General features: G+C 36.9%; 19 protein-coding genes and 1 pseudogene. 7 read left to right on the forward strand and 13 right to left on the reverse strand.

The features are described 5' to 3' along the window. Nucleotides 1-279 precede the first annotated feature (279 nt). Complete coding sequence (gene cagP / locus CS889_RS02825; protein ID WP_000828387.1) at nt 280-624, reverse strand: cag pathogenicity island protein CagP; 345 nt, start codon at nt 622-624, stop codon at nt 280-282. 613 nt (nt 625-1,237) lie between these two features. On the opposite strand from cagP, the gene cagM reads away from it, so the two are divergent. Both cagM and cagN read left to right on the forward strand, forming a co-directional pair. Beyond that, a complete protein-coding gene (gene cagM / locus CS889_RS02835; RefSeq protein WP_000879880.1) occupies nt 1,238-2,368 on the forward strand; it encodes a type IV secretion system apparatus protein CagM in 1,131 nt (376 codons plus the stop codon). Nucleotides 2,369-2,382: 14 nt separating this feature from the next. After that, entirely contained in the window at nt 2,383-3,303 is a 921-nt protein-coding gene (cagN, locus tag CS889_RS02840) for a cag pathogenicity island type IV secretion system protein CagN (protein ID WP_089086783.1), read from the forward strand. Between the two features lie 80 nt (nt 3,304-3,383). Here the strand turns inward: cagN and cagL are convergent, their stop codons facing one another. From cagL to CS889_RS02855, 3 genes are read right to left on the reverse strand one after another with little or no spacing between them, the layout of a single operon-like run. Continuing rightward, complete coding sequence (cagL, locus tag CS889_RS02845; protein ID WP_000855256.1) at nt 3,384-4,097, reverse strand: cag pathogenicity island VirB5 family T4SS-associated adhesin CagL; 714 nt, start codon at nt 4,095-4,097, stop codon at nt 3,384-3,386. After that, a complete protein-coding gene (gene cagI, locus CS889_RS02850; protein WP_089086784.1) occupies nt 4,094-5,239 on the reverse strand; it encodes a cag pathogenicity island type IV secretion system translocation protein CagI in 1,146 nt (381 codons plus the stop codon). The genes cagL and cagI overlap by 4 nt, the downstream gene beginning before the upstream one ends. Before the next feature lie 10 nt (nt 5,240-5,249). Further along, complete coding sequence (locus CS889_RS02855; protein WP_033704647.1) at nt 5,250-6,194, reverse strand: hypothetical protein; 945 nt, start codon at nt 6,192-6,194, stop codon at nt 5,250-5,252. Here CS889_RS02855 and CS889_RS08440 point away from each other — a divergent pair. Next, on the forward strand, nt 6,181-6,381 hold the full coding sequence (locus CS889_RS08440) for a hypothetical protein (RefSeq protein WP_000562364.1): 201 nt from the start codon (nt 6,181-6,183) through the stop codon (nt 6,379-6,381). The two genes, CS889_RS02855 and CS889_RS08440, sit on opposite strands and share 14 nt — an antisense overlap. Here the strand turns inward: CS889_RS08440 and cagG are convergent. The 6 genes from cagG to cagB form a co-directional block, all read right to left on the reverse strand. Next, entirely contained in the window at nt 6,378-6,806 is a 429-nt protein-coding gene (gene cagG, locus CS889_RS02860; protein WP_000855886.1) for a cag pathogenicity island type IV secretion system translocation protein CagG, read from the reverse strand. The genes CS889_RS08440 and cagG overlap by 4 nt on opposite strands. Nucleotides 6,807-6,860: 54 nt before the next feature. Continuing rightward, nucleotides 6,861-7,667 carry a type IV secretion system chaperone CagF gene (gene cagF, locus CS889_RS02865; RefSeq protein ID WP_000814269.1) on the reverse strand — a complete coding sequence of 269 codons (807 nt, stop codon included), beginning with the start codon at nt 7,665-7,667 and terminating at the stop codon, nt 6,861-6,863. 1 nt (nt 7,668) lies between these two features. Then, a complete protein-coding gene (cagE, locus tag CS889_RS02870; RefSeq protein WP_089086785.1) occupies nt 7,669-10,620 on the reverse strand; it encodes a cag pathogenicity island type IV secretion system ATPase CagE in 2,952 nt (983 codons plus the stop codon). 8 nt (nt 10,621-10,628) lie between these two features. After that, nucleotides 10,629-11,252 carry a cag pathogenicity island type IV secretion system protein CagD gene (gene cagD, locus CS889_RS02875; RefSeq protein WP_089087379.1) on the reverse strand — a complete coding sequence of 208 codons (624 nt, stop codon included), beginning with the start codon at nt 11,250-11,252 and terminating at the stop codon, nt 10,629-10,631. A 1-nt stretch (nt 11,253) separates the two neighbouring features. Further along, entirely contained in the window at nt 11,254-11,601 is a 348-nt protein-coding gene (locus CS889_RS02880) for a CagC family type IV secretion system protein (protein WP_089086786.1), read from the reverse strand. A gap of 143 nt (nt 11,602-11,744) precedes the next feature. Beyond that, nucleotides 11,745-11,972, reverse strand: a complete 228-nt coding sequence (gene cagB, locus CS889_RS02885; RefSeq protein WP_000428893.1) for a cag pathogenicity island protein B — start codon at nt 11,970-11,972, stop codon at nt 11,745-11,747. A 433-nt stretch (nt 11,973-12,405) separates the two neighbouring features. Between cagB and cagA the strand changes: the two genes are divergently transcribed. Continuing rightward, entirely contained in the window at nt 12,406-15,945 is a 3,540-nt protein-coding gene (gene cagA / locus CS889_RS02890; RefSeq protein WP_099169084.1) for a type IV secretion system oncogenic effector CagA, read from the forward strand. 61 nt (nt 15,946-16,006) lie between these two features. Here the strand turns inward: cagA and CS889_RS08730 are convergent. Continuing rightward, nucleotides 16,007-16,111, reverse strand: a pseudogene (locus tag CS889_RS08730) (RNA-guided endonuclease InsQ/TnpB family protein); the annotation flags it as partial. 126 nt (nt 16,112-16,237) lie between these two features. Between CS889_RS08730 and CS889_RS02900 the strand changes: the two are divergent. After that, on the forward strand, nt 16,238-16,591 hold the full coding sequence (locus tag CS889_RS02900) for a C-terminal helicase domain-containing protein (protein ID WP_231899383.1): 354 nt from the start codon (nt 16,238-16,240) through the stop codon (nt 16,589-16,591). Between the two features lie 128 nt (nt 16,592-16,719). On the opposite strand, the gene murI is transcribed toward CS889_RS02900, so the two are convergent. Both murI and rho read right to left on the reverse strand, forming a co-directional pair. Further along, entirely contained in the window at nt 16,720-17,487 is a 768-nt protein-coding gene (gene murI / locus CS889_RS02905) for a glutamate racemase (protein ID WP_089086789.1), read from the reverse strand. Between the two features lie 39 nt (nt 17,488-17,526). Then, entirely contained in the window at nt 17,527-18,843 is a 1,317-nt protein-coding gene (rho, locus tag CS889_RS02910) for a transcription termination factor Rho (RefSeq protein WP_001004721.1), read from the reverse strand. 264 nt (nt 18,844-19,107) lie between these two features. On the opposite strand from rho, the gene rpmE reads away from it, so the two are divergent. Next, complete coding sequence (gene rpmE, locus CS889_RS02915) at nt 19,108-19,311, forward strand: 50S ribosomal protein L31 (RefSeq protein ID WP_000715278.1); 204 nt, start codon at nt 19,108-19,110, stop codon at nt 19,309-19,311. A 23-nt stretch (nt 19,312-19,334) separates the two neighbouring features. Continuing rightward, nucleotides 19,335-20,204: a 16S rRNA (cytidine(1402)-2'-O)-methyltransferase gene (rsmI, locus tag CS889_RS02920; RefSeq protein ID WP_089086790.1), complete on the forward strand. Its 870-nt coding sequence runs from the start codon at nt 19,335-19,337 to the stop codon at nt 20,202-20,204. Nucleotides 20,205-20,210 lie beyond the last annotated feature (6 nt).

The raw sequence follows: 20,210 nt of genomic DNA on the forward strand, positions 1-20,210 counted from the left end.
ATAGCAAATTTTTCTCAATATTAATTTGGAAAACCACCACCATATCAAAAACAAATCACTAACACACTAGATGCATAATTATTTTTAAAAAACGCTCATTTAAATTTAAAATCATGGGGTTTTAGGATTTGAATACCAAAAATCGATTGGTTTTTTCAAATAAGCTAGCTTTGCGCATGCGCTTAAAAAGATTTTAGTTTTTAGTTAGTAAGGTTTTATGCTAATGTGTGGAAATAAAGAAATTTCTCTAAATCAAGTCTTGAGAAATTTTTGAACGAATCATAAGAACCAATTTTGCCATTGAGTCATAAGCATGATTAGCTTCATTGTGAAATTTGCGTGGCTTAGGAGATAGTATTTGCTTATTATGCTGAGAGAAACGAGTAGCAAAAGGTAAGTAGTGTAATAAAAAAAGCTAGGTTTTATTATAAGAGCAAACAAGAATAATATTGGATAAACTAAAATCACCCCTGCCCCATAAGAAAAAAGCGCTATTAAAAAACCTATAACGATAGAGCTGATATTGAACAGCCTATAATAAAGGCTGTACTTATCTAAATGTTTGTTGAAAGAATGTTTGAATTGTAAAAAGTTTTGTTTTAATTTGCTAATCGGTCGTTTCATTTTGGTTTTGAAAGAACTAGTTCAAGGCGGTGAACCTATAAAGGAGCAAAGGAGCATAGGAAATAATAAGTATTTTACAAAACCACCTTAATCTAGCTCAAAATCCCAAAGAATACCCTACTATGCTGATACTAACATGTGATATAACACAAACCAACGATTTGTTTATTTATGTCAAACAAAGAATAGAAAACACCTATCAAGGAATAAAGGAGTTTCTATCCAAAAAACACCAATCCATTGTATAAAAATAACTTTAAGAGAAACTTAAAAAATACCAACAAGCCGCATACAAGCAAGAAAAACATAACACTATATTAAGAAAGGTAATGTTATTGTTATACCAAAAAATGGAAAAAGCCCTTTTGAATTTTTATGATTTCAATAATCCCTAATCTGATCCAATCAAAAACTTTTTTGAATACTAGCTAAACACGCTCAGATGTGATCTATTATTTTTCAAAAATGAGCTATTATTTTATTAACTTGATACTCAAAGACCTAGATTTTACTTACCTTTTGAATATGGAAAAGTTTTGATCCATAGTTTTGTGGAAATTGTGGTAAAATATGTTGGTATTTTTTGAAAATTTAAGGTTACAAAAACTATAAGATGCTTGCAAAAATCGTTTTTAGCTCATTGGTTGCGTTTGGAATTTTGTCGGCTAATGTGGAGCAGTTTGGTTCATTTTTCAACGAGATAAAAAAAGAACAAGAAGAAGTGGCTGCAAAAGAAGACGCTCTTAAAGCTCGCAAGAAGCTCTTAAACAATACGCATGATTTCTTAGAAGACTTGGTTTTTAGAAAACAAAAAATCAAAGAGCTTGTGGATTACAGAGCTAAAGTCCTTTTAGATTTAGAAAACAAATACAAAAAAGAAAAAGAGGCTCTAGAGAAAGAGACAAGAGGTAAAATCCTTACTGCTAAGTCAAAGGCTTATGGTGATCTAGAGCAAGCCTTAAAAGATAACCCTCTTTATAAGAAACTTCTTCCTAACCCTTATGCCTATGTTTTAAACCAAGAAACATTCACCAAAGAAGATAAGGAGCGTTTGAGTTATTACTACCCCCAGGTGAAAACGAGCAGTATTTTTAAAAAAACTACCGCTACCACTAAAGATAAGGCTCAGGCTTTGCTTCAAATGGGTGTGTTTTCTTTAGATGAAGAGCAAAACAAAAAAGCGAGCCGATTAGCTTTATCTTACAAGCAAGCGATTGAAGAATATTCCAATAACATTTCTAATCTGTTGAGCAGAAAAGAATTGGATAATATAGATTATTACTTGCAACTTGAAAGAAACAAATTTGACTCCAAAGCAAAAGATATTGCCCAAAAAGCCACCAACACGCTTATTTTTAACTCGGAACGCTTGGCGTTTAGCATGGCGATTGATAAGATCAATGAGAAATATTTAAGGGGCTATGAAGCTTTTTCTAACTTGTTGAAAAATGTCAAAGATGATGTGGAATTGAATACTTTGACTAAAAACTTCACCAACCAAAAATTGAGTTTCGCTCAAAAACAAAAATTGTGTTTGTTGGTTTTAGACAGCTTCAATTTTGATACCCAATCCAAAAAATCTATATTAAAAAAGACTAATGAATACAATATCTTCGTAGATAGCGATCCTATGATGAGCGACAAAACAACTATGCAAAAAGAACACTACAAGATATTTAATTTCTTCAAAACAGTGGTTTCTGCATACCGAAACAATGTTGCCAAGAATAACCCCTTTGAATAGGAAAGGAGACGATCTTGAAAAGTATCTTCAAAAAATTAGGTTCTGTCGCTCTTTATTCTTTGGTTATTTATGGGGGCTTAAACGCTATCAATACGGCATTATTACCGAGTGAATACAAAGAATTAGTGGCTTTAGGCTTTAAAAAAATCAAAACACTCTATCAAAGACATGACGACAAAGAAATTACAAAAGAGGAAAAAGAATTCGCCACTAACGCTTTGAGAGAAAAATTACGGAATGATAGGGCGAGAGTAGAGCAAATTCAAAAGAATATTGAAGCGTTTGAAAAAAAGAACAACTCTTCTGTTCAAAAAAAAGCGGCTAAGCACAGAGGATTGCAAGAATTAAACGAAACTAACGCTAACCCTTTGAATGACAACCCTAATGGCAATTCTTCCACTGAAACCAAATCTAATAAAGATGATAACTTTGATGAGATGATCAATAAGGTGAATGAAGCTTTTGTGAAACCTGCTACTCCGCTTGTGCCTGATGAGTGGAGAACGCCTGAAATTGAAATCGTTATCAATAAGTGTATTATTTCAAGCAACGATTATGATGGGTTAAGAAAGTGTTTGATCAAAGACATCAAGGATCAAAAAATTCTTGCCCCCTTATTAGAAAAAATTCAAGAAATAGAGACAGAAAATAACAAGTTTTCTAGACAACACCTGAATGGTTTAAAACTCGCTCTCAATAACAACAACAATAGAACCTTTCTTATAGCTTCGTGCGCTATTTGTGAGAAGAGAAAAAAAGAAATGGAGCAAGAAAATAACTACCAAGATACTACAAATGCAAGCGAGTTTGGCACTACTGATACAAAAGAAAATGAAGCAAAAGATGCAACATTCTCAAACAATCGCTCTAAATCCGAACTGCCCAATAGCGTCATTAATCAAATAGAACAAAGCATCGCTCATGGAAAAAAATAGCGATCCAAATTATTAGCTCAAAAAACAACTAGAGAAACAAATCCCAAAAATAAGGAATCATAGCTTGTCATCTCAGAAAATCATTTGACAATGATCTTACTTGATTGCCTTTCTTGTAGGTATTGTCGCTTGCTTTGTTCTAGGGATCTTTCTAATGCATCCAACTCCTCTAAATAATTTAAAAAGACCTTGTTGTGAGCTAACATAAGCTTTCTGATTCCTTTGATGAAATTTTTATTCTTTAGGCTTTCTACAAGCGTCTGTGAAGCAATGATTAAAGAAGCTGTACCTCCAATGTTGCTCTGATACGCCTTTAGAGAAGTTTCTAAACGCTCTCTTATATTTTGTTTTTCTTGCTCGATTTTCAGCTTCCCCTCACAATAAAGAACTAAAATTTTATCGGATATTCCGCATTGCTGCTCAGCAGTCTTTTGGTCTAAGGGATTGATTTTCATATAGGTTAATAAAAGTTCAGGGCTAGACATATAAGTCTTAAAAATCACATCTTCTGAGATGAAAAATAACTCATTCGCTTCAAAATTGGCTTTCAATAACGCTAAATCTCCTCTCAAAGCCATGGCCGCTTTTTTGATGTTTAGAGCATCTTCTTCACCCATTTTATCATTAGCGCTAGGGCTAGTGGTTGAAAAAATCTCATCTAAGTTTTTGAGCACTTGTTGGTTGGTCTCTTGGTAGGTGCTATCCAGTTGCTTTAAGCCGCTTGTTATATCTTCTGCCATCAAAACAGACAATAGCAAAAAAGAAAATATGGTATTTTTCACGAGTGTTTTCATTTGACAATAACTTTAGAGTTAGCAATGTTTCTTGCTGTCGTTTCTCTCTCTAATTTCAGTTGTTCTTCCCAAAGGTCAGCTTTTTTTTCAAGATTCTCTATATAGTTTAAATGATTTTCTGCGTTTAAGATAGCAGCTTCTATGAGCGCGTTCAAATCTACTGATCCTTTTAAGGTTTTGATTTCTTCATTGATCCCATTCAAATAAGCGATATTTTGAAAATCTGCATCACTCAGTTTATTTTGAATAAGGGCTACAATCATTCTGTAATTCTGAATAACCTGCCCCATAAGGCATGCTGAAATTTTTAGCCCATCAAGATAGGGGCATTTTGTGGGCGCTAGAGTGAATGTTTCAATGATTCCAAATGGTGTGCCCATGCTTGAAAAAAAACTAAGAGCAGGCGCATAGATGGCGCTTTGAAACAAAGCCTGACCTGTTAGGGAATTGTAGTCAATAAGGGTCGCTTTTTTCATAGCCTCTTTCAACCATGTTTCAAAACCTTCTAAGGTTTCTTCAAACGCCTTGATGCCGATCGTATTGTAAGCGATGTATTTAGCGTTATCAGAAGAACTTCCTAGAGCTTGAGAAAGCATTTCCATTTGTGTTTTTAGAGTAACGCTCGGTTCAAAGCTGTTTTTTAACGCTTCTAAGAGAGCGTTTTGCTGATTCATTTTGAGCTTGATTATTTCGTTATTTTTTTGGAGCGCGATTTGCATGTTTTGGATTTCTGTTTGGGTATTAATTTTTTGTTTTTCCACGATTATTTTGACATTCCCCCCCAATGCGCTAAGCGCGCTTGAATACCCTTCCATGACGCCAAGCAAGATGTCTGAACCTGCAAAAAAACCCCCTGTCATGCCATTGACACCATTGATAACGCCATTAGCCCCTTTTAACATAGCGCTCATGGTTGCAAGCTGAGTCCTCAATTCTCCCTCTATCTGCGCTTGAATGGCTTTTTCTTTGGCACTAGACTGAGCCTCTATGGCTTTTAATTCGGCTTGAGCGGTTTTTTGTTTGGCTTGTGCGTCCGCCTGAATGGCTTTTAAGGCAGGTTCAAGCGTTATTACTGCCCCTGCACCATCCAAAGACAAGCCACAAAAAGTCAAGAAAGAAAATATGCTTAAAAAACATTTCACATCTCTTTCCTCACTTCACGATTATTTTAGTTTGCACCCTTTCTGTTAAGTAGCTATCTTTTTGCCCCTTAAGCTTGTCTTTGATGTAATCAAGGTAAGTCAAATGCGATTTCAAAAAAGATTTATTCGCTACTATATTGTAATTATATAGCGAGCTTATGTTAGAAATCGCTTGAGTGTCATAGGTGCTAGTAGCCAATCCTGATTGACCGAGTATCATTTGAGAAGCGTTCTGCAACAAATTGGTATTGTTTTTCACAAATTCTATATAGTATTCTCTCAAAATTTCTGCTACTTTTTCAGCATAGCAATAAACGGCAAGAACCTTGTCCCCAATAGGGCATGCAGGGGTGGTCATAGGATTAACGCCTGAAGTTAGGGCATTAGTGGCTAACGCTTGGTATTTGGCATAAACAGTGGGCATAGAAACACTCATAGGAGTCATAGAAATTTGCATGCAACTGAAAAACACTTTTGATGAGCCAACAAGCGCGCCTAAAGCGGTACAGCTATCAAGGGAATCGGCTGTATCATTCATTGAGCTGTTGCTTGCTTGAGAACGCAGTTGCTCTTGTAGAGCTAGGGCGTATTTTGGTGCTGCGCTTGTAATATTACCTAATATACCGCTCATCATTTCAACCGTTGTTGGCACGCTAGGAACAGCAATTTGATTCGTCGCATAAGCTTCAATAGCGCTAGGATTTTTAGGGGTAGTGTTACTCGCTAAAATGCTTGCAATCTGACTATTGACAGCACTAATTTGCGCGCCTTGCGTGTTGCCTTGCGCGTTAAATTCCCCTGTTAATTTGCTGATATTTAAGATATTGTTCCCCACAGCCATGCTTTGATCGTTAAAACCTTGATACAATTGGTTGTATTGTTGGTTAGCGGCTTTCATAGGCACGCTTACAGCTTCAGCGATGCTTTGATTGTATTGGGTCATGATAGCGGTCATTTGCGGATTAGTAAATCCCACAACAATAGGAATAATCGCTGCTGTCATAGCACCCGCTACTATTCCTGCAAATGGCCCTGCGACACCACTTGTGCTTGAGATGATTGAGGAAACTTGCGATAAGAATCCTGCAGAAGACGATTCATATATAGCTTGTGTGCCTGCCATGTTAATACCCCCTAGTTAATACCCTAAGATCGGTGGTAAAAACGATGAATCTGAGTATGTTGGCGCATAGCCATACATGAAAGAATTGTTTGGACCGTAATCGCTCATCATTTGGCTCATGAGAAGATTTTGAATGCCCCACATCGCATTGATGCCTAGATTATCATTAGGTTGGAAACTCCCTAAACTTATGTCGTCAAACTTGATATTAACATTCTTATCATTATAGTCATTGAGTATGGCCACTTTTTGCTCTAGGGTTTCTTTAGGGATCTCTATTTTTAGCTGATCTCTAGAAACAAGCCCCACGCTATTTAGCGCCATATCTTCAGGACTAATATCTTTGATATCCGTGTTTTGGTCAGCGTTAAGCGGAGCGTTAAACATGCCAATGATAAGACACCAAGCAAATAGTAATTTAATTTTATAAAAGTTCGTTTTCATACTTTTGACTCCTTTATTCTTATTTTTAGCATTATTCTAGCGCATTAACACCGCTCAATCGCTGTTTTTGTTTTGATTTTCTTGATCGAGCATTTTGTTTGTTACTTCATCAATGTTTTGAAAATATTTTTCAAAAAGCTCTTTCTTTTTAGCTTCAACGCTCATATCAGTTTGAATCCAATTAGGAATAATGGAGTCCATGATCAAATGTGTGAAGTCATAGGCATGATTGGTTGGGTATATTTTGTTCTGAACATAGTATTCTAAAAAATTCGCTTGAACAAAAAAATTCTCTATATCGCTCTGCATGTCCTCGCTTATGTTGTTATTGATAGGTTTTTCTAGTAATCTGAGAATCCTATACGACTGCCTGATAGTTTCTAGCATGAAGTAAGCATAAACATAAACTAATGAAACAAAAGAATTATTGGCTTTAAACGAGCTTGCATCATTTTTCCCACTTTGAAGAGGAATTAATCTTGATAATGTTTTTTGGGGATCTTGCCCTTCGTTTATTTCTTTAAAAAAGCGGAAGTCTAAATCCTGATTACTGAGAAATGACTTGACAAAGTGAAGATTAGCGTTAAGACTATCTATGAGACCTGAATAAAGGTGTTCTGTTTTGACATCGTCTATATTCAAAACATTCTCATAAAACACATTGACATGGTCTTCTAAGAAATTAGAAAAATCATAAAGAGCGGTAAGGTTTTGTTCAGTGATTTCACCTTCCATTTCTTCTTCTATGAAGTCCAATTCTTCTCTCAGTTCAAAAAGGTAATTAGAAAAACTATCCAAAATCGTCAAGACATCATTTTCCAAAATTTTCAATAATTTTTGTTCGCGCAAACTTTGTTTCATTTTAATACTCCTTTATTTGTTGATACATTTGCCTCAAGGCCTGATATTTATCTATGATACTATGGTTTTGGATAATCTTGTCAATTTCTTTGACAAATACAGTATCTGTGGATAAAATTTTCAAATATTCTTTAGGAATGCCTCTCAAATTAAAACTAGCGATAACGCTAGGGCTTCCATCCTGTTTGTAGAGGATTTTCCTATCCAGCCCCTTAGTGATGATTTCAAATTCTTTTTCTGTAACATTAGCTAATCTTTGGTAATCAGAAAGATTACCCCCATCGTTTCTCAAAAAAATCTTTGTAGGGCATTGTTCTCTAATCGTATCAGCAATAGGGCAAGCCAAAAGATCAGTGATGCTTTGAGTCGCAAGTCTAACAATAGCGTTTCTTTTCCTTGCGGTTTTTAGCATGTCTCTTACAAAATAAGCGACCTTTGGATCGCCTAAATATTTCCAAGCTTCATCAATATCTAAGACAAATCTACGCCCATCCATTGCTTCTTGGATACGAGCGAAAAGATAAAAACAAATAAAGGGCGAAACATCATTATTGTCTAAGAAACTTGACCCATCAACGCCAATAATCGTTTTTGAAAAATCTAAGCGATCTGTTGCTTTATTATCAAAAAGCCATTGAAATTCACCATTGGTTGATTTGCAAAAAGGCGCTAATCGCGCGACAAGCCCATTAGGATCATTATGGTCTTTTCCAAAAGCGTTAATAAGTTGAGTGATGGGATAATCTAGGTTCATATCTCCTGTGATAAGGTTGGTTACTGCCGCTGCAAGCGTGTTAGAATCGGCTAGGCTAAAAGAGACGCTGTTGCCATTTTCATCTTTTTCATCGCTTTTGGTCGCTAGGTTTTTCACAAGCTCTTTGACAACAGAAATAGCCGTTTGTTTTTGCTCCATTGTTGCATCTGTTTTTTGCACGCAAGCCGCCCAAGCAAAAGGATTTAATCCTGTATCTGTCCCTAGCTCAATCTTGACATACTCCCCACCCATTGCGACAATATTCCCATAAGCGCCATAATCTTTATCCATATAGACCATAGTGAGCTTTTGTTTATCTTTGCTGACATTAGCAGGAAAATTATAGGCAAATTGCCCCATAGCATTTAGAGTCATGGACATAAACACTGTTTTACCTGAACCGGTTGAGCCAAGTATCAAAGTGTGTCCTGCTGAAGCTGAACCAAAATCAGTAGGCATGTGGAAGTTCAAATAAAAAGGCGAATTGATCTCGCTTTTTAGCGTCATCACGCTATTACCCCAAGCGTTATTCTCTTGATTGCCATCAAAACTCATCGCTCTCATCGCTATGAAATCAGCAAAATTATTAGAAGTTACATCAAAAATAAAAGGAAGCGTGATAAAAGAGCAATGTTTGGCAAAAAAGTAATTTTCCATAGAGAAAGTCGCTGCGTTGGCTAAAAAACCTTTAGCGTTAAGACTAGAGACGCATTCCTTAACGCTTTGTTTCATTTTTTCAAAGCTATCAGCAAACAGCACTAAAGAATTACCATAACTGCCTAGCGTAATATCACCATTACCCACTAATTCGCTCAAGCAACCCAAAGTCATGCCTTGCTCTTTGGAGCCTCCACTAATAATAATCCTTCTAGAGGTGAAAGCTAGTTTGTCCTTTAAAACTTGTGAGTTTTTAGGCGAGTAAGCATGCATAAAGATAAATTCGCTGTCTAGAGCGTTGATTTTATCAAACAAATCGCTCTGTGATTTAGGGGCGTATTCACTAATTTCAATAGCGCTAAAATATTTTTCACTCAAATCATCATTCAAGATTTTTCCATGCTTATTAGCAAAATAAACTTCTTTCACCCCTCCATGCATTTTTTCTTTGAGATACAAGTCTTTTCGGTTGCAAATAAAAGGGGCTTCATTCATTCCCACCAAAAAATTATAAAACTCGCATTGTTTGGAGTAAATAATGCCATCTTTGGTGTATTCTTTCAATCTAGTGGGGTGGTATTTACTCAGTAGCTCTTCTATAAGCTCTATCCTATCCTTGAAGTTTTCAAGCTTGGCTCTAATAATCCTTTGAAACTCTTCAAAATTATTATCTGCAAAATGCTTTTTATTCATAACGGGTTCATTGAGAGTGTCTAATAAATCTTGCTCTATGGTGAGATAAAAACTAATATCATAAAAACTTTCTCTCTTTTGCTTCTCATTATAGGCTCGCATGAAATCATTAGAAAAAATAAGACCATAATCCCTATTGGTTTCATCAATAACGATTTTCTTTTTAATAGTGTGAAAATAAAATTTGAATTCAGGGGTAACAAAATTCCTAAAAACGCTATAAATAGAAGCGTGTAACTCTATGAGATCTTTTTTGGAAGTGGTTAAAAAATCAATGCCCCCCAATTTGATTGTGCCTAAAAGAGAATAGTTGTTAGTAAGGATCACCCCATCATCTAAAAAACATTCATAGTTATTCGCTAGATAGGAATTTGCAGCGCTCACAAGTCTGTCTTCTCTGTTTGGATTTAAGTGGATGTCATTCGCCATTTCTTTACTAGGCTTCATGGAAAAAATGCTCATGAACGCTTTGTTTTTCACGCCCTTAAACAAAAAAGGTTTTTTAAATTTCATCGCTCGCTCCATTCTTTGATAAAGCCTGTAATCTTTCTTGAATCCAAGAGCTACAAGCACAATAACAATCGCTACAATCAAAACAGGTTCATAGGCTTGAAAAAGAATAACAGATAATACAATGGTTACAAACAATATAAATATGGAGGAATAAATAAAAGTTTCAGGGAAACCAAACAACCTATTCCCCCCATCAAACAAGACTTTAAAAAAGGGATTAATACCTTTTTGCATGTCTGCTTTAAGTTCTTCTATTTTTTGAAACTGCCGCTTTTGAACCTCTTGCTCTATAACTAGCTTTTTTTGTTCATCAGCCTGCTTGCTTGCCACAAACACCCCTCTCTTTATAAATACACTGCTTCACATGTAATCGTATAAAAGATTTTTTTGAGAGACTCTATGGTGCTAATATGTTTCAAAAGATCATTAGGGTCATAAGAATTGAATACGGCCAATAAGACATTGTATAGCTTATCATCGCATAAAATTTCTCTTGTTTCCCCGCGCAATGACAGAAAGCAGCGTTGTTTGTTGGTCGTGCTGATGCTTTTGAAAGTAAAAAAGTCTTTCACTTCAGGATTGATCTGTAATTCTACATTCAGTCCCATTTCTTTACCCTTTTCATCAAAGATTTTTTCAATAATGGGATCGTAATGCTTCAAATCCTTTATTTTTTTAAGGACTCTATTGACAATCACGAAATCAAAAACTTCATCTTTGATAATATCGGGATTGACTTCTTTGAAAGTTACTTTCTTGTCTTTCAAATTTTTGATAGTCGCTTTGAAACTATCAAAATCTAAATTCGTATAAACAGGCCCATTGGGAGTGTTTTTTTCTTTTTCTAGCACTTCTTTTTTGGCTTCTTTGTCATCATTGGCTGACCCATACGAACTGAAAACAACGAGACTTAAGAGAACTTTCAAAAAAAAGCCTCTCAGTTTTTTATTACTATTATTATTAATCAATTTAGCTAGCTCCTCCACTTTCGCCAATATTGAAGCCAAACTTAGTGCTCAAATAGATAATGCCACCTGCCACCGCTAACATAGCTATGGGCTGCGCGTAAGCAAAAACAGTCGCTTGACCTCTTTTGATGTCATCAGAGATTTTCCAAATATCCGCTATACCTTTAACTCCTAGAGCGCAACCACCTACGATCGCTAGAACAGAAATGATCTGAACCACCAAAGTTTTAGTCTCAGTAATGCCTGTTGCAGGACTGTTGACAGCCATTAAAGGATTGGCTGTTATCGCTAGCCCTAAAGTTACTACAACTTTCTTGTAGCTGTCAGTGATTCTTGTAAAAAATTTCATGCGTTTCCTTTCAAATTGAAATCAATCGTTTGAGTATATCAAAAAAAAGTATTTTTATACTATTCATACAAGCGCTACTTTATAATTTAAATCAAAACCGACGCTTTTGTTTGACAACTGACATAATTTTAGGAACAATAAACCTACTTGTCCCAACCATTTTTCTTTCTCAAGTCGTCGTAGAATTGTAGATCTTTAGGATCTTTGATGTATTTTTTAATCGTCTCAGGTTGAAACCTAAAAACAAGCAGAAACAAACCCAAGCTGATCAGAGTGAGAATAAAGCTCCATTTTAAGCAACTCCATAAACCACTAAAGAAACTTTTTTTGAGACTCTCTTTGAAAATCTGTCCTATTGATTTGTTTTCCATTTTGTTTCCCATGCGGATCACAAACGCTTAATTACAAATACATACTATAATTAAGTATGGCACACACAAACCAAACTATTTTTAGAACGCTTCATGTGCCCACCTTGTCTAACCATTTCTCTAGCCATCTTTAGCGTTGCATTTGATTTCTTCAAAAAGGCTCATTTCTTAGTTTCTTTTCTTCTTAAAATTCTTCCATTCTAGCAAATTTTTGTTAATTGTGGGTAAAAATGTGAATCGTTCCTAGCCTTTAGACGCTTGCAACGATCGGACTTTTTTCAATATTAATGAAAAAATGCACCAAATATTCTAAATATTATGGTATAGTGATAATGTTCAAAGACATGAATTGACTACTCAAAGTGTGTAGCGCTTTTTAGCAGTCTTTGATACCATACCGATAGGTATGAAACTAGGCATAGAAGGAGAAACAATGACTAACGAAACCATTAACCAACAACCACAAACCGAAGCGGCTTTTAATCCGCAGCAATTTATCAATAATCTTCAAGTAGCTTTTCTTAAAGTTGATAACGCTGTCGCTTCATTTGATCCTGATCAAAAACCAATCGTTGATAAGAACGATAGGGATAACAGGCAAGCTTTTGAGGGAATCTCGCAATTAAGGGAAGAATACTCCAATAAAGCGATCAAAAATCCTACCAAAAAGAATCAGTATTTTTTAGACTTTATCAATAAGAGCAATGATCTAATCAACAAAGACAATCTCATTGATGTAGAATCTTCCACAAAGAGCTTTCAGAAATTTGGGGATCAGCGTTACCGAATTTTCACAAGTTGGGTGTCCCATCAAAACGATCCGTCTAAAATCAACACCCGATCGATCCGAAATTTTATGGAAAATATCATACAACCCCCTATCCCTGATGACAAAGAAAAAGCAGAGTTTTTGAAATCTGCCAAACAATCTTTTGCAGGAATCATTATAGGGAATCAAATCCGAACGGATCAAAAGTTCATGGGCATATTTGATGAATCCTTGAAAGAAAGGCAAGAAGCAGAAAAAAATGGAGGGTCTACTGGTGGGGATTGGTTGGATATTTTTTTATCATTTATATTTGGCAAAAAACAATCTTCTGATGTCAAAGAAACGCTCAATCAAGAGCCAGTTCCCCATGTCCAACCAGATATAGCCACTACCACCACCGACATACAAGGCTTACCGCCTGAAGCTAGGGATTTGCTTGATGAAAGGGGTAATTTTTCTAAATTCACTCTTGGCGATATGGAAATGTTAGATGTTGAGGGCGTCGCCGACATGGATCCCAATTACAAGTTCAATCAATTATTGATTCACAATAACGCTCTGTCTTCTGTGTTAATGGGGAGTCATGATGGCATAGAACCTGAAAAAGTTTCATTATTGTATGCGGGCAATGGTGGTTTTGGAGACAGACACGATTGGAACGCCACCGTTGGTTATAAAGACCAACAAGGTAACAATGTGGCTACAATAATTAATGTGCATATGAAAAACGGCAGTGGCTTAGTCATAGCAGGTGGTGAGAAAGAGATTAACAACCCTAGTTTTTATCTCTACAAAGAAGACCAACTCACAGGCTCACAACGAGCATTAAGTCAAGAAGAGATCCTAAACAAAATAGATTTCATGGAATTTCTTGCGCAAAACAATGCTAAATTAGACAACTTGAGCGAGAAAGAGAAAGAAAAATTCCAAAATGAGATTAAGGATTTCCAAAAAGACTCTAAGCCTTATTTAGACGCCCTAGGGAATGATCGTATTGCTTTTGTTTCTAAAAAAGACTCAAAACATTCAGCTTTAATTACTGAGTTTAATAAGGGGGATTTGAGCTACACTCTCAAAGATTATGGGAAAAAAGCAGATAAAGCTTTAGATAGGGAGAAAAATGTCACTCTTCAAGGTAACCTAAAACATGATGGCGTGATGTTTGTTAATTATTCTAATTTCAAATACACCAACGCCTCCAAGAATCCCAATAAGGGTGTAGGTGTTACGAATGGCGTTTCCCATTTAGAAGCAGGCTTTAGCAAGGTAGCTGTCTTTAATTTGCCTAATTTAAATAATCTCGCTATCACCAGTGTCGTAAGGCGGGATTTAGAGGATAAACTAATCGCTAAAGGATTGTCCCCACAAGAAGCTAATAAGCTTGTCAAAGATTTTTTGAGCAGCAACAAAGAATTGGTTGGAAAAGCTTTAAACTTCAATAAAGCTGTAGCTGAAGCTAAAAACACAGGCAACTATGACGAGGTGAAACGAGCTCAGAAAGATCTTGAAAAATCTCTAAAGAAACGAGAGCATTTGGAGAAAGATGTAGCGAAAAATTTGGAGAGCAAAAGCGGCAACAAAAATAAAATGGAAGCAAAATCTCAAGCTAACAGCCAAAAAGATGAGATTTTTGCGTTGATCAATAAAGAGGCTAATAGAGACGCAAGAGCAATCGCTTACGCTCAAAATCTTAAAGGCATCAAAAGGGAATTGTCTGATAAACTTGAAAAAATCAACAAGGATTTGAAAGACTTTAGTAAATCTTTTGATGAATTCAAAAATGGCAAAAATAAGGATTTCAGCAAGGCAGAAGAAACGCTAAAAGCCCTTAAAGGCTCGGTAAAAGATTTAGGTGTCAATCCAGAATGGATTTCAAAAGTTGAAAACCTTAATGCAGCTTTGAATGAATTCAAAAATAGCAAAAATAAGGATTTCAGCAAGGTAACGCAAGCAAAAAGCGACCTTGAAAATTCCGTTAAAGATGTGATCATCAATCAAAAGATAACGGATAAAGTTGATAATCTCAATCAAGCGGTATCAGTGGCTAAAATAGCGGGCAATTTCAGTGGGGTAGAGCAAGCGTTAGCCGATCTCAAAAATTTCTCAAAGGAGCAATTGGCTCAACAAGCTCAAAAAAATGAAAGTTTCAATGTTGGAAAATCTGAAATATACCAATCCGTTAAGAATGGTGTAAACGGAACCCTAGTCGGTAATGGGTTATCTGGAATAGAGGCCACAGCTCTCGCCAAAAATTTTTCGGATATCAAGAAAGAATTGAATGAGAAATTTAAAAATTTCAATAACAATAACAATGGTCTCAAAAACAGCGGAGAACCCATTTATGCTCAAGTTAATAAAAAGAAAACAGGACAAGTAGCTAGCCCTGAAGAACCCATTTATGCTCAAGTTGCTAAAAAGGTAACTAAAAAAATTGACCAACTCAATCAAGCAGCAAGTGGTTTCGGTGGTGTAGGGCAAGCGGGATTCCCTTTGAAAAGGCATGATAAAGTTGATGATCTCAGTAAGGTAGGGCGATCAGTTAGCCCTGAACCCATTTATGCTACAATTGATGATCTCGGCGGTTCTTTCCCTTTGAGAAGAAGCGCTAAAGTTGATGATCTCAGTAAGGCAGGGCTTTCAAGGAATCAAGAATTGACTCAGAAAATTGACAGTCTCAGTCAAGCGGTATCAGAAGCTAAAGCAGGTTTTTTTGGCAATCTAGAGCGAACGATAGACAATCTCAAAGATTCTACAAAAAACAATCCTATGAATCTATGGGCTGAAGGTGCAAAAAAAGTGCCTGCTAGTTTGTCGGCGAAACTAGACAATTACGCTACTAACAGCCACATACGCATTAATAGCAATATCCAAAATGGAGCGATCAATGAAAAAGCGACCGGCATGCTAACGCAAAAAAACCCTGAGTGGCTCAAGCTCGTGAATGATAAGATAGTTGCGCATAATGTGGGAAGCGTTCCTTTGTCAGAGTATGATAAAATTGGCTTCAGCCAAAAGAATATGAAAGATTATTCTGATTCGTTCAAGTTTTCCACCAAGTTGAACAATGCTGTAAAAGACGTTAAGTCTGGCTTTACGCAATTTTTAGCCAATGCATTTTCTACAGGATATTACTCCTTGGCGAGAGAAAATGCGGAGCATGGAATCAAAAATGCTAATACAAAAGGTGGTTTCCAAAAATCTTAAAGGATTAAGGAATACCAAAAACGCAAAAACCACCCCTTGCTAAAAACAAGGGGTTTTTAACTTAAAATATCCCAACAGACACTAACGAAAGGCTTTGTTCTTTAAAGTCTGCATGGATATTTCCTACCCCAAAAAGACTTAACCCTTTGCTTAAAATTAAATTTGATTGTGCTAGTGGGTTCGTGCTTTATAGTGCGGAATTAATTAAGGGTTATAAAGAGAGCATCAACTAGAAAAAACAAGTAGCTATAACAAAGATCAAGTTCAAAAAATCATAGAGCTTTTAGAGCAAATCGATCGCGCTCTTAACCAAAGAAAAATCAGAAAAACCATAGGAATTATCACACCTTATGATGCCCAAAAAAGACGCTTGCGATCAGAAGTGGAAAAATGCGGCTTCAAGAATTTTGATGAGATCAAAATAGACACTGTGGATGCCTTTCAAGGCGAGGAGGCAGATATTATCATTTATTCCACCGTGAAAACTTGTGGTAATCTTTCTTTCTTGCTAGATTCTAAACGCTTGAATGTAGCTATTTCTAGGGCAAAAGAAAATCTCATTTTTGTGGGTAAAAAGTCTTTCTTTGAGAATTTGCGAAGCGATAAGAACAATATCTTTAGCGCTATTTTGCAAGTCTGCAGATAGGTAATCTTTTCCAAACGCTTTTTCAAAACGCTTTCATAGATCTCTCTAAAGCGCTTTTTATAATCAACACAATACCCTCTATAATGTGAGCTATAGCCCCTTTTTGGAATTGAGTTATTTTATTAGCGTTACAATTTGAGCCATTCTTTAGCTTGTTTTTCTAGCCAGATCACATCGCCGCTCGCATGAAATTCCACTTTAGGGAATGCGCACGCATTGTTTTTAAGGGCGTATTTTTGCTGCAAATATTCCACAATAGCATCGCCCGAATGGATGAGTAGGGGGGGCGTTGGAAGGGCAAAATGCCCCATAAAATAGCTCTCAATTTTTTGAGCGATTAAGGGAAAATGCGTGCAACCTAAAATGATCACTTCAGGTAAAATCTTTAAGGGAGCGAAATAATAACGCATGCAAGTTTCTAACAATTCGCCCTCTAAAATACTTTCTTCAATCAAAGGCACAAAAAGAGAAGTAGCTAAATGCGAAACGTTCAAATAGCCTTGTTGTTTCAGGGCGTTATCATAAGCGTTGGATTGAATCGTCGCTTTTGTCCCTAGCACCAAAATAGGGGCGTTTTTATTCTCCACTTGCCGCTTGATCGCTAAAATGCTTGGCTCAATCACGCCCACAATAGGGATTTTGGAATGCTTTTGCATCTCTTCTAAAGCCAGAGCGCTCGCCGTGTTGCATGCCACAATCAATAATTCAATCTGGTGCGGTTTGAAAAAATCCAAAGCCTCTAAGCCAAATTGCTTGATCGTGGTGGGGTCTTTAGTGCCATAAGGCACTCTAGCGCTATCGCCATAGTAGATGATCTCATCAAACAATCGCGCTTTTAAAAGGCTTTTTAAAACGCTAAACCCTCCCACACCGCTATCAAAAACGCCTATTTTCATGCCACTATTTTTAATTTAATGGGATTTTAATGAGGGATTTTATTTTTCATTCATTAATTTTAAAAATTCTTCATTGTCCTTAGTTTGTTGCATTTTAGAATACACAAAGCTTAAGGCTTCTATGTCGTCCATTTGTTGCATCACATTCCTTAAAACCCACACTTTAGTCAAGCGGTCTTTGCCAAGCAAGATATTGTCTTTTCGTGTGCCGGATTTTAAAATATCAAAGGCCGGGTAAATGCGCCTGTCCGCAATATTTCTCGCTAAAACGATTTCGCTATTCCCGGTGCCTTTAAATTCTTCAAAAATCACCTCATCCATTCTAGATCCCGTTTCAATCAACGCCGTAGCGATAATCGTCAAGCTCCCGCCTTCTTCAATATTCCTTGCGGCCCCAAAAAAGCGCTTGGGCCTGTGCAAGGCGTTTGCATCCACGCCCCCGCTTAAAACCTTACCGCTTGAGGGCGTTACGGCGTTATACGCCCTTGCTAAACGGGTGATAGAATCCAATAAAACCACCACATCTTTACCCATTTCCACTCGCCTTTTAGCCCTTTCTAAGACTAATTCAGCGATTCTTATGTGGTTATTTGCGGGCAAATCAAAAGTGGAGCTAAAAACTTGACCCTTAACGCTTCGCTGCATATCCGTAACTTCTTCAGGGCGCTCATCCACTAAAAGGATGATCAGCTCCACTTCAGGGTGGTTAGAAGTGATGCCTTGGGCGAGCTCTTTCATCAGCTCCGTTTTCCCAGTCCTTGGCGGCGCAACGATCAAAGCCCTTTGGCCTTTCCCCACAGGGCTGAATAAATCCAGCATCCTACCGGTAACTTTAGTGGATTCGTATTCTAATTTGATCTGTTCATCAGGGAATAGGGGGGTTAGATTGTCAAACAAAGGGCGGTTTCTAATCTCATCTGAAGGCGAGTAATTGATAGCCTCCACTTTTAAAAGGGCGTAGTATTTTTCCTGGTCTTTGGGGGATCGCACTTGACCGGTAACAATATCGCCATTCCTTAAAGCAAAACGCCTAATTTGAGAAGGGCTGACATAAGTGTCGTTATGCCCGTCTGAAAAACTCCCGTCAAACCCTCTTAAAAAGCCATAGCCATCAGGCATGATTTCTAAAATCCCGGTAAAAAGAATGTATCCGCCTTGCGTGACTTGGGTTTTTAAAATTTCAAACATCAAGTCTTGTCGTTTGAATTCTTGGGGGTTTTCCACTTTGAGCTTGTTAGCGATTTCTAAAAGCTTTTCAGTAGGGTAGGTGCGTAAATCTTCAATGTGATAACCGCTCACTGGCGTGTGGGTTTTGACCTTGTGCGAACTTTTGTGCGTAGGCGCGTTTTCGTTCATTAAATTTCCTTTTAATTAAAAAGAGGTTTCTAGTTGTTTCAATTAAGATAAAAGTACAAAAAGCTAAAGCATTCTTAAAGAATTAGTGTAATCAAAAGATGCTAATAAGTGGCGCATGCCACAAGCGTTGAATTTCGTAATGCTTTGTTATGTTATCATAATTTTTTTAACAAAGTCAAATTTTATTTTAACTTTAGAGTGGTTTTAATTTATTGTTACTTATGCTATAATTTTAAGTTTAAATTTAAAAATAAAGGATACTTGATGAAAAAAGGCATTCACCCCGAATATATCCCATGCAAAGTTACTTGCGTAACGAGCGGAAAGGAAATTGAAGTTTTAAGCACCAAACCTGAAATGCGTATTGATATTTCTAGCTTTTGCCACCCTTTCTATACCGGTAGCGATAAAATCGCTGACACTGCAGGGAGAGTAGAGAAATTCAAGCAACGCTACAATTTGAAGTAACTTTTTAAAAAGCGTGGCTTTTTGTGTTGTATTTTTTGCCCACCCCAATAGGTAATCTCGCTGACATCACGCTACGCACTTTAGAAGTTTTAGAGCGTTGCGAGGTTTTTTTGTGCGAGGATACAAGGGTGAGCAAGAGGCTGTTGCACTTGCTTGCGAAAAACCCTATTATTAGCCATTCTTTCCCTAATATTGCGGCTAAAAAAAGGGAGTTTATCGCTTTCCATTCGCACAATGACCAGGAATTTTTAAACCAAATAGAGCCTTCTTTTTTTGACAAAGAAATCGCTGTGATGAGCGATGCGGGCATGCCAAGCTTGAGTGATCCGGGCATGAGTTTAGCCGCTTACGCTTTAAAACACAATATCCAATACGATGTTTTGCCCGGGGCTAATGCGCTCACTACGGCGTTTTGCGCGAGCGGGTTTTTAGAAGGGCGGTTTTTTTATGCTGGCTTTTTACCCCATAAAAGTAAGGAAAGGCGTTTGAGGATTATTAAAATTTTAAACGCTTTAGCGTATTTGGAGGAAAAAACCCCGGTGGTTTTTTATGAAAGCCCGCACCGATTGTTAGAGACTTTAAGGGATTTAAACGATCTGGCTCAAGGCATGCATTTGTTTGCGGCTAAGGAGCTTACCAAACTCCACCAGCAGTATTATTTGGGAGAAATTTCTCAAATCATGACGCAATTACAAAAGAGTAATATCCAAGGGGAGTGGGTTTTAGTGCTTTTGAATGAGAAAAAAATAGAGCCTAGCATGGGGCTATCGGCGTTATTGGAGTTGGATTTGCCTCCTAAAATCAAGGCTAAAATGGAAGCCGCTATGACGCAAAAAAACGCTAAAGAGCTTTATTGCCAGCGTTTGTTAGAAGAAAAAAAACAATGCGATTAGAAAGGG

The organism is Helicobacter pylori (assembly GCF_900120335.1).
In the GTDB taxonomy this organism is placed as follows: Bacteria; Campylobacterota; Campylobacteria; order Campylobacterales; family Helicobacteraceae; genus Helicobacter; species Helicobacter pylori_BU.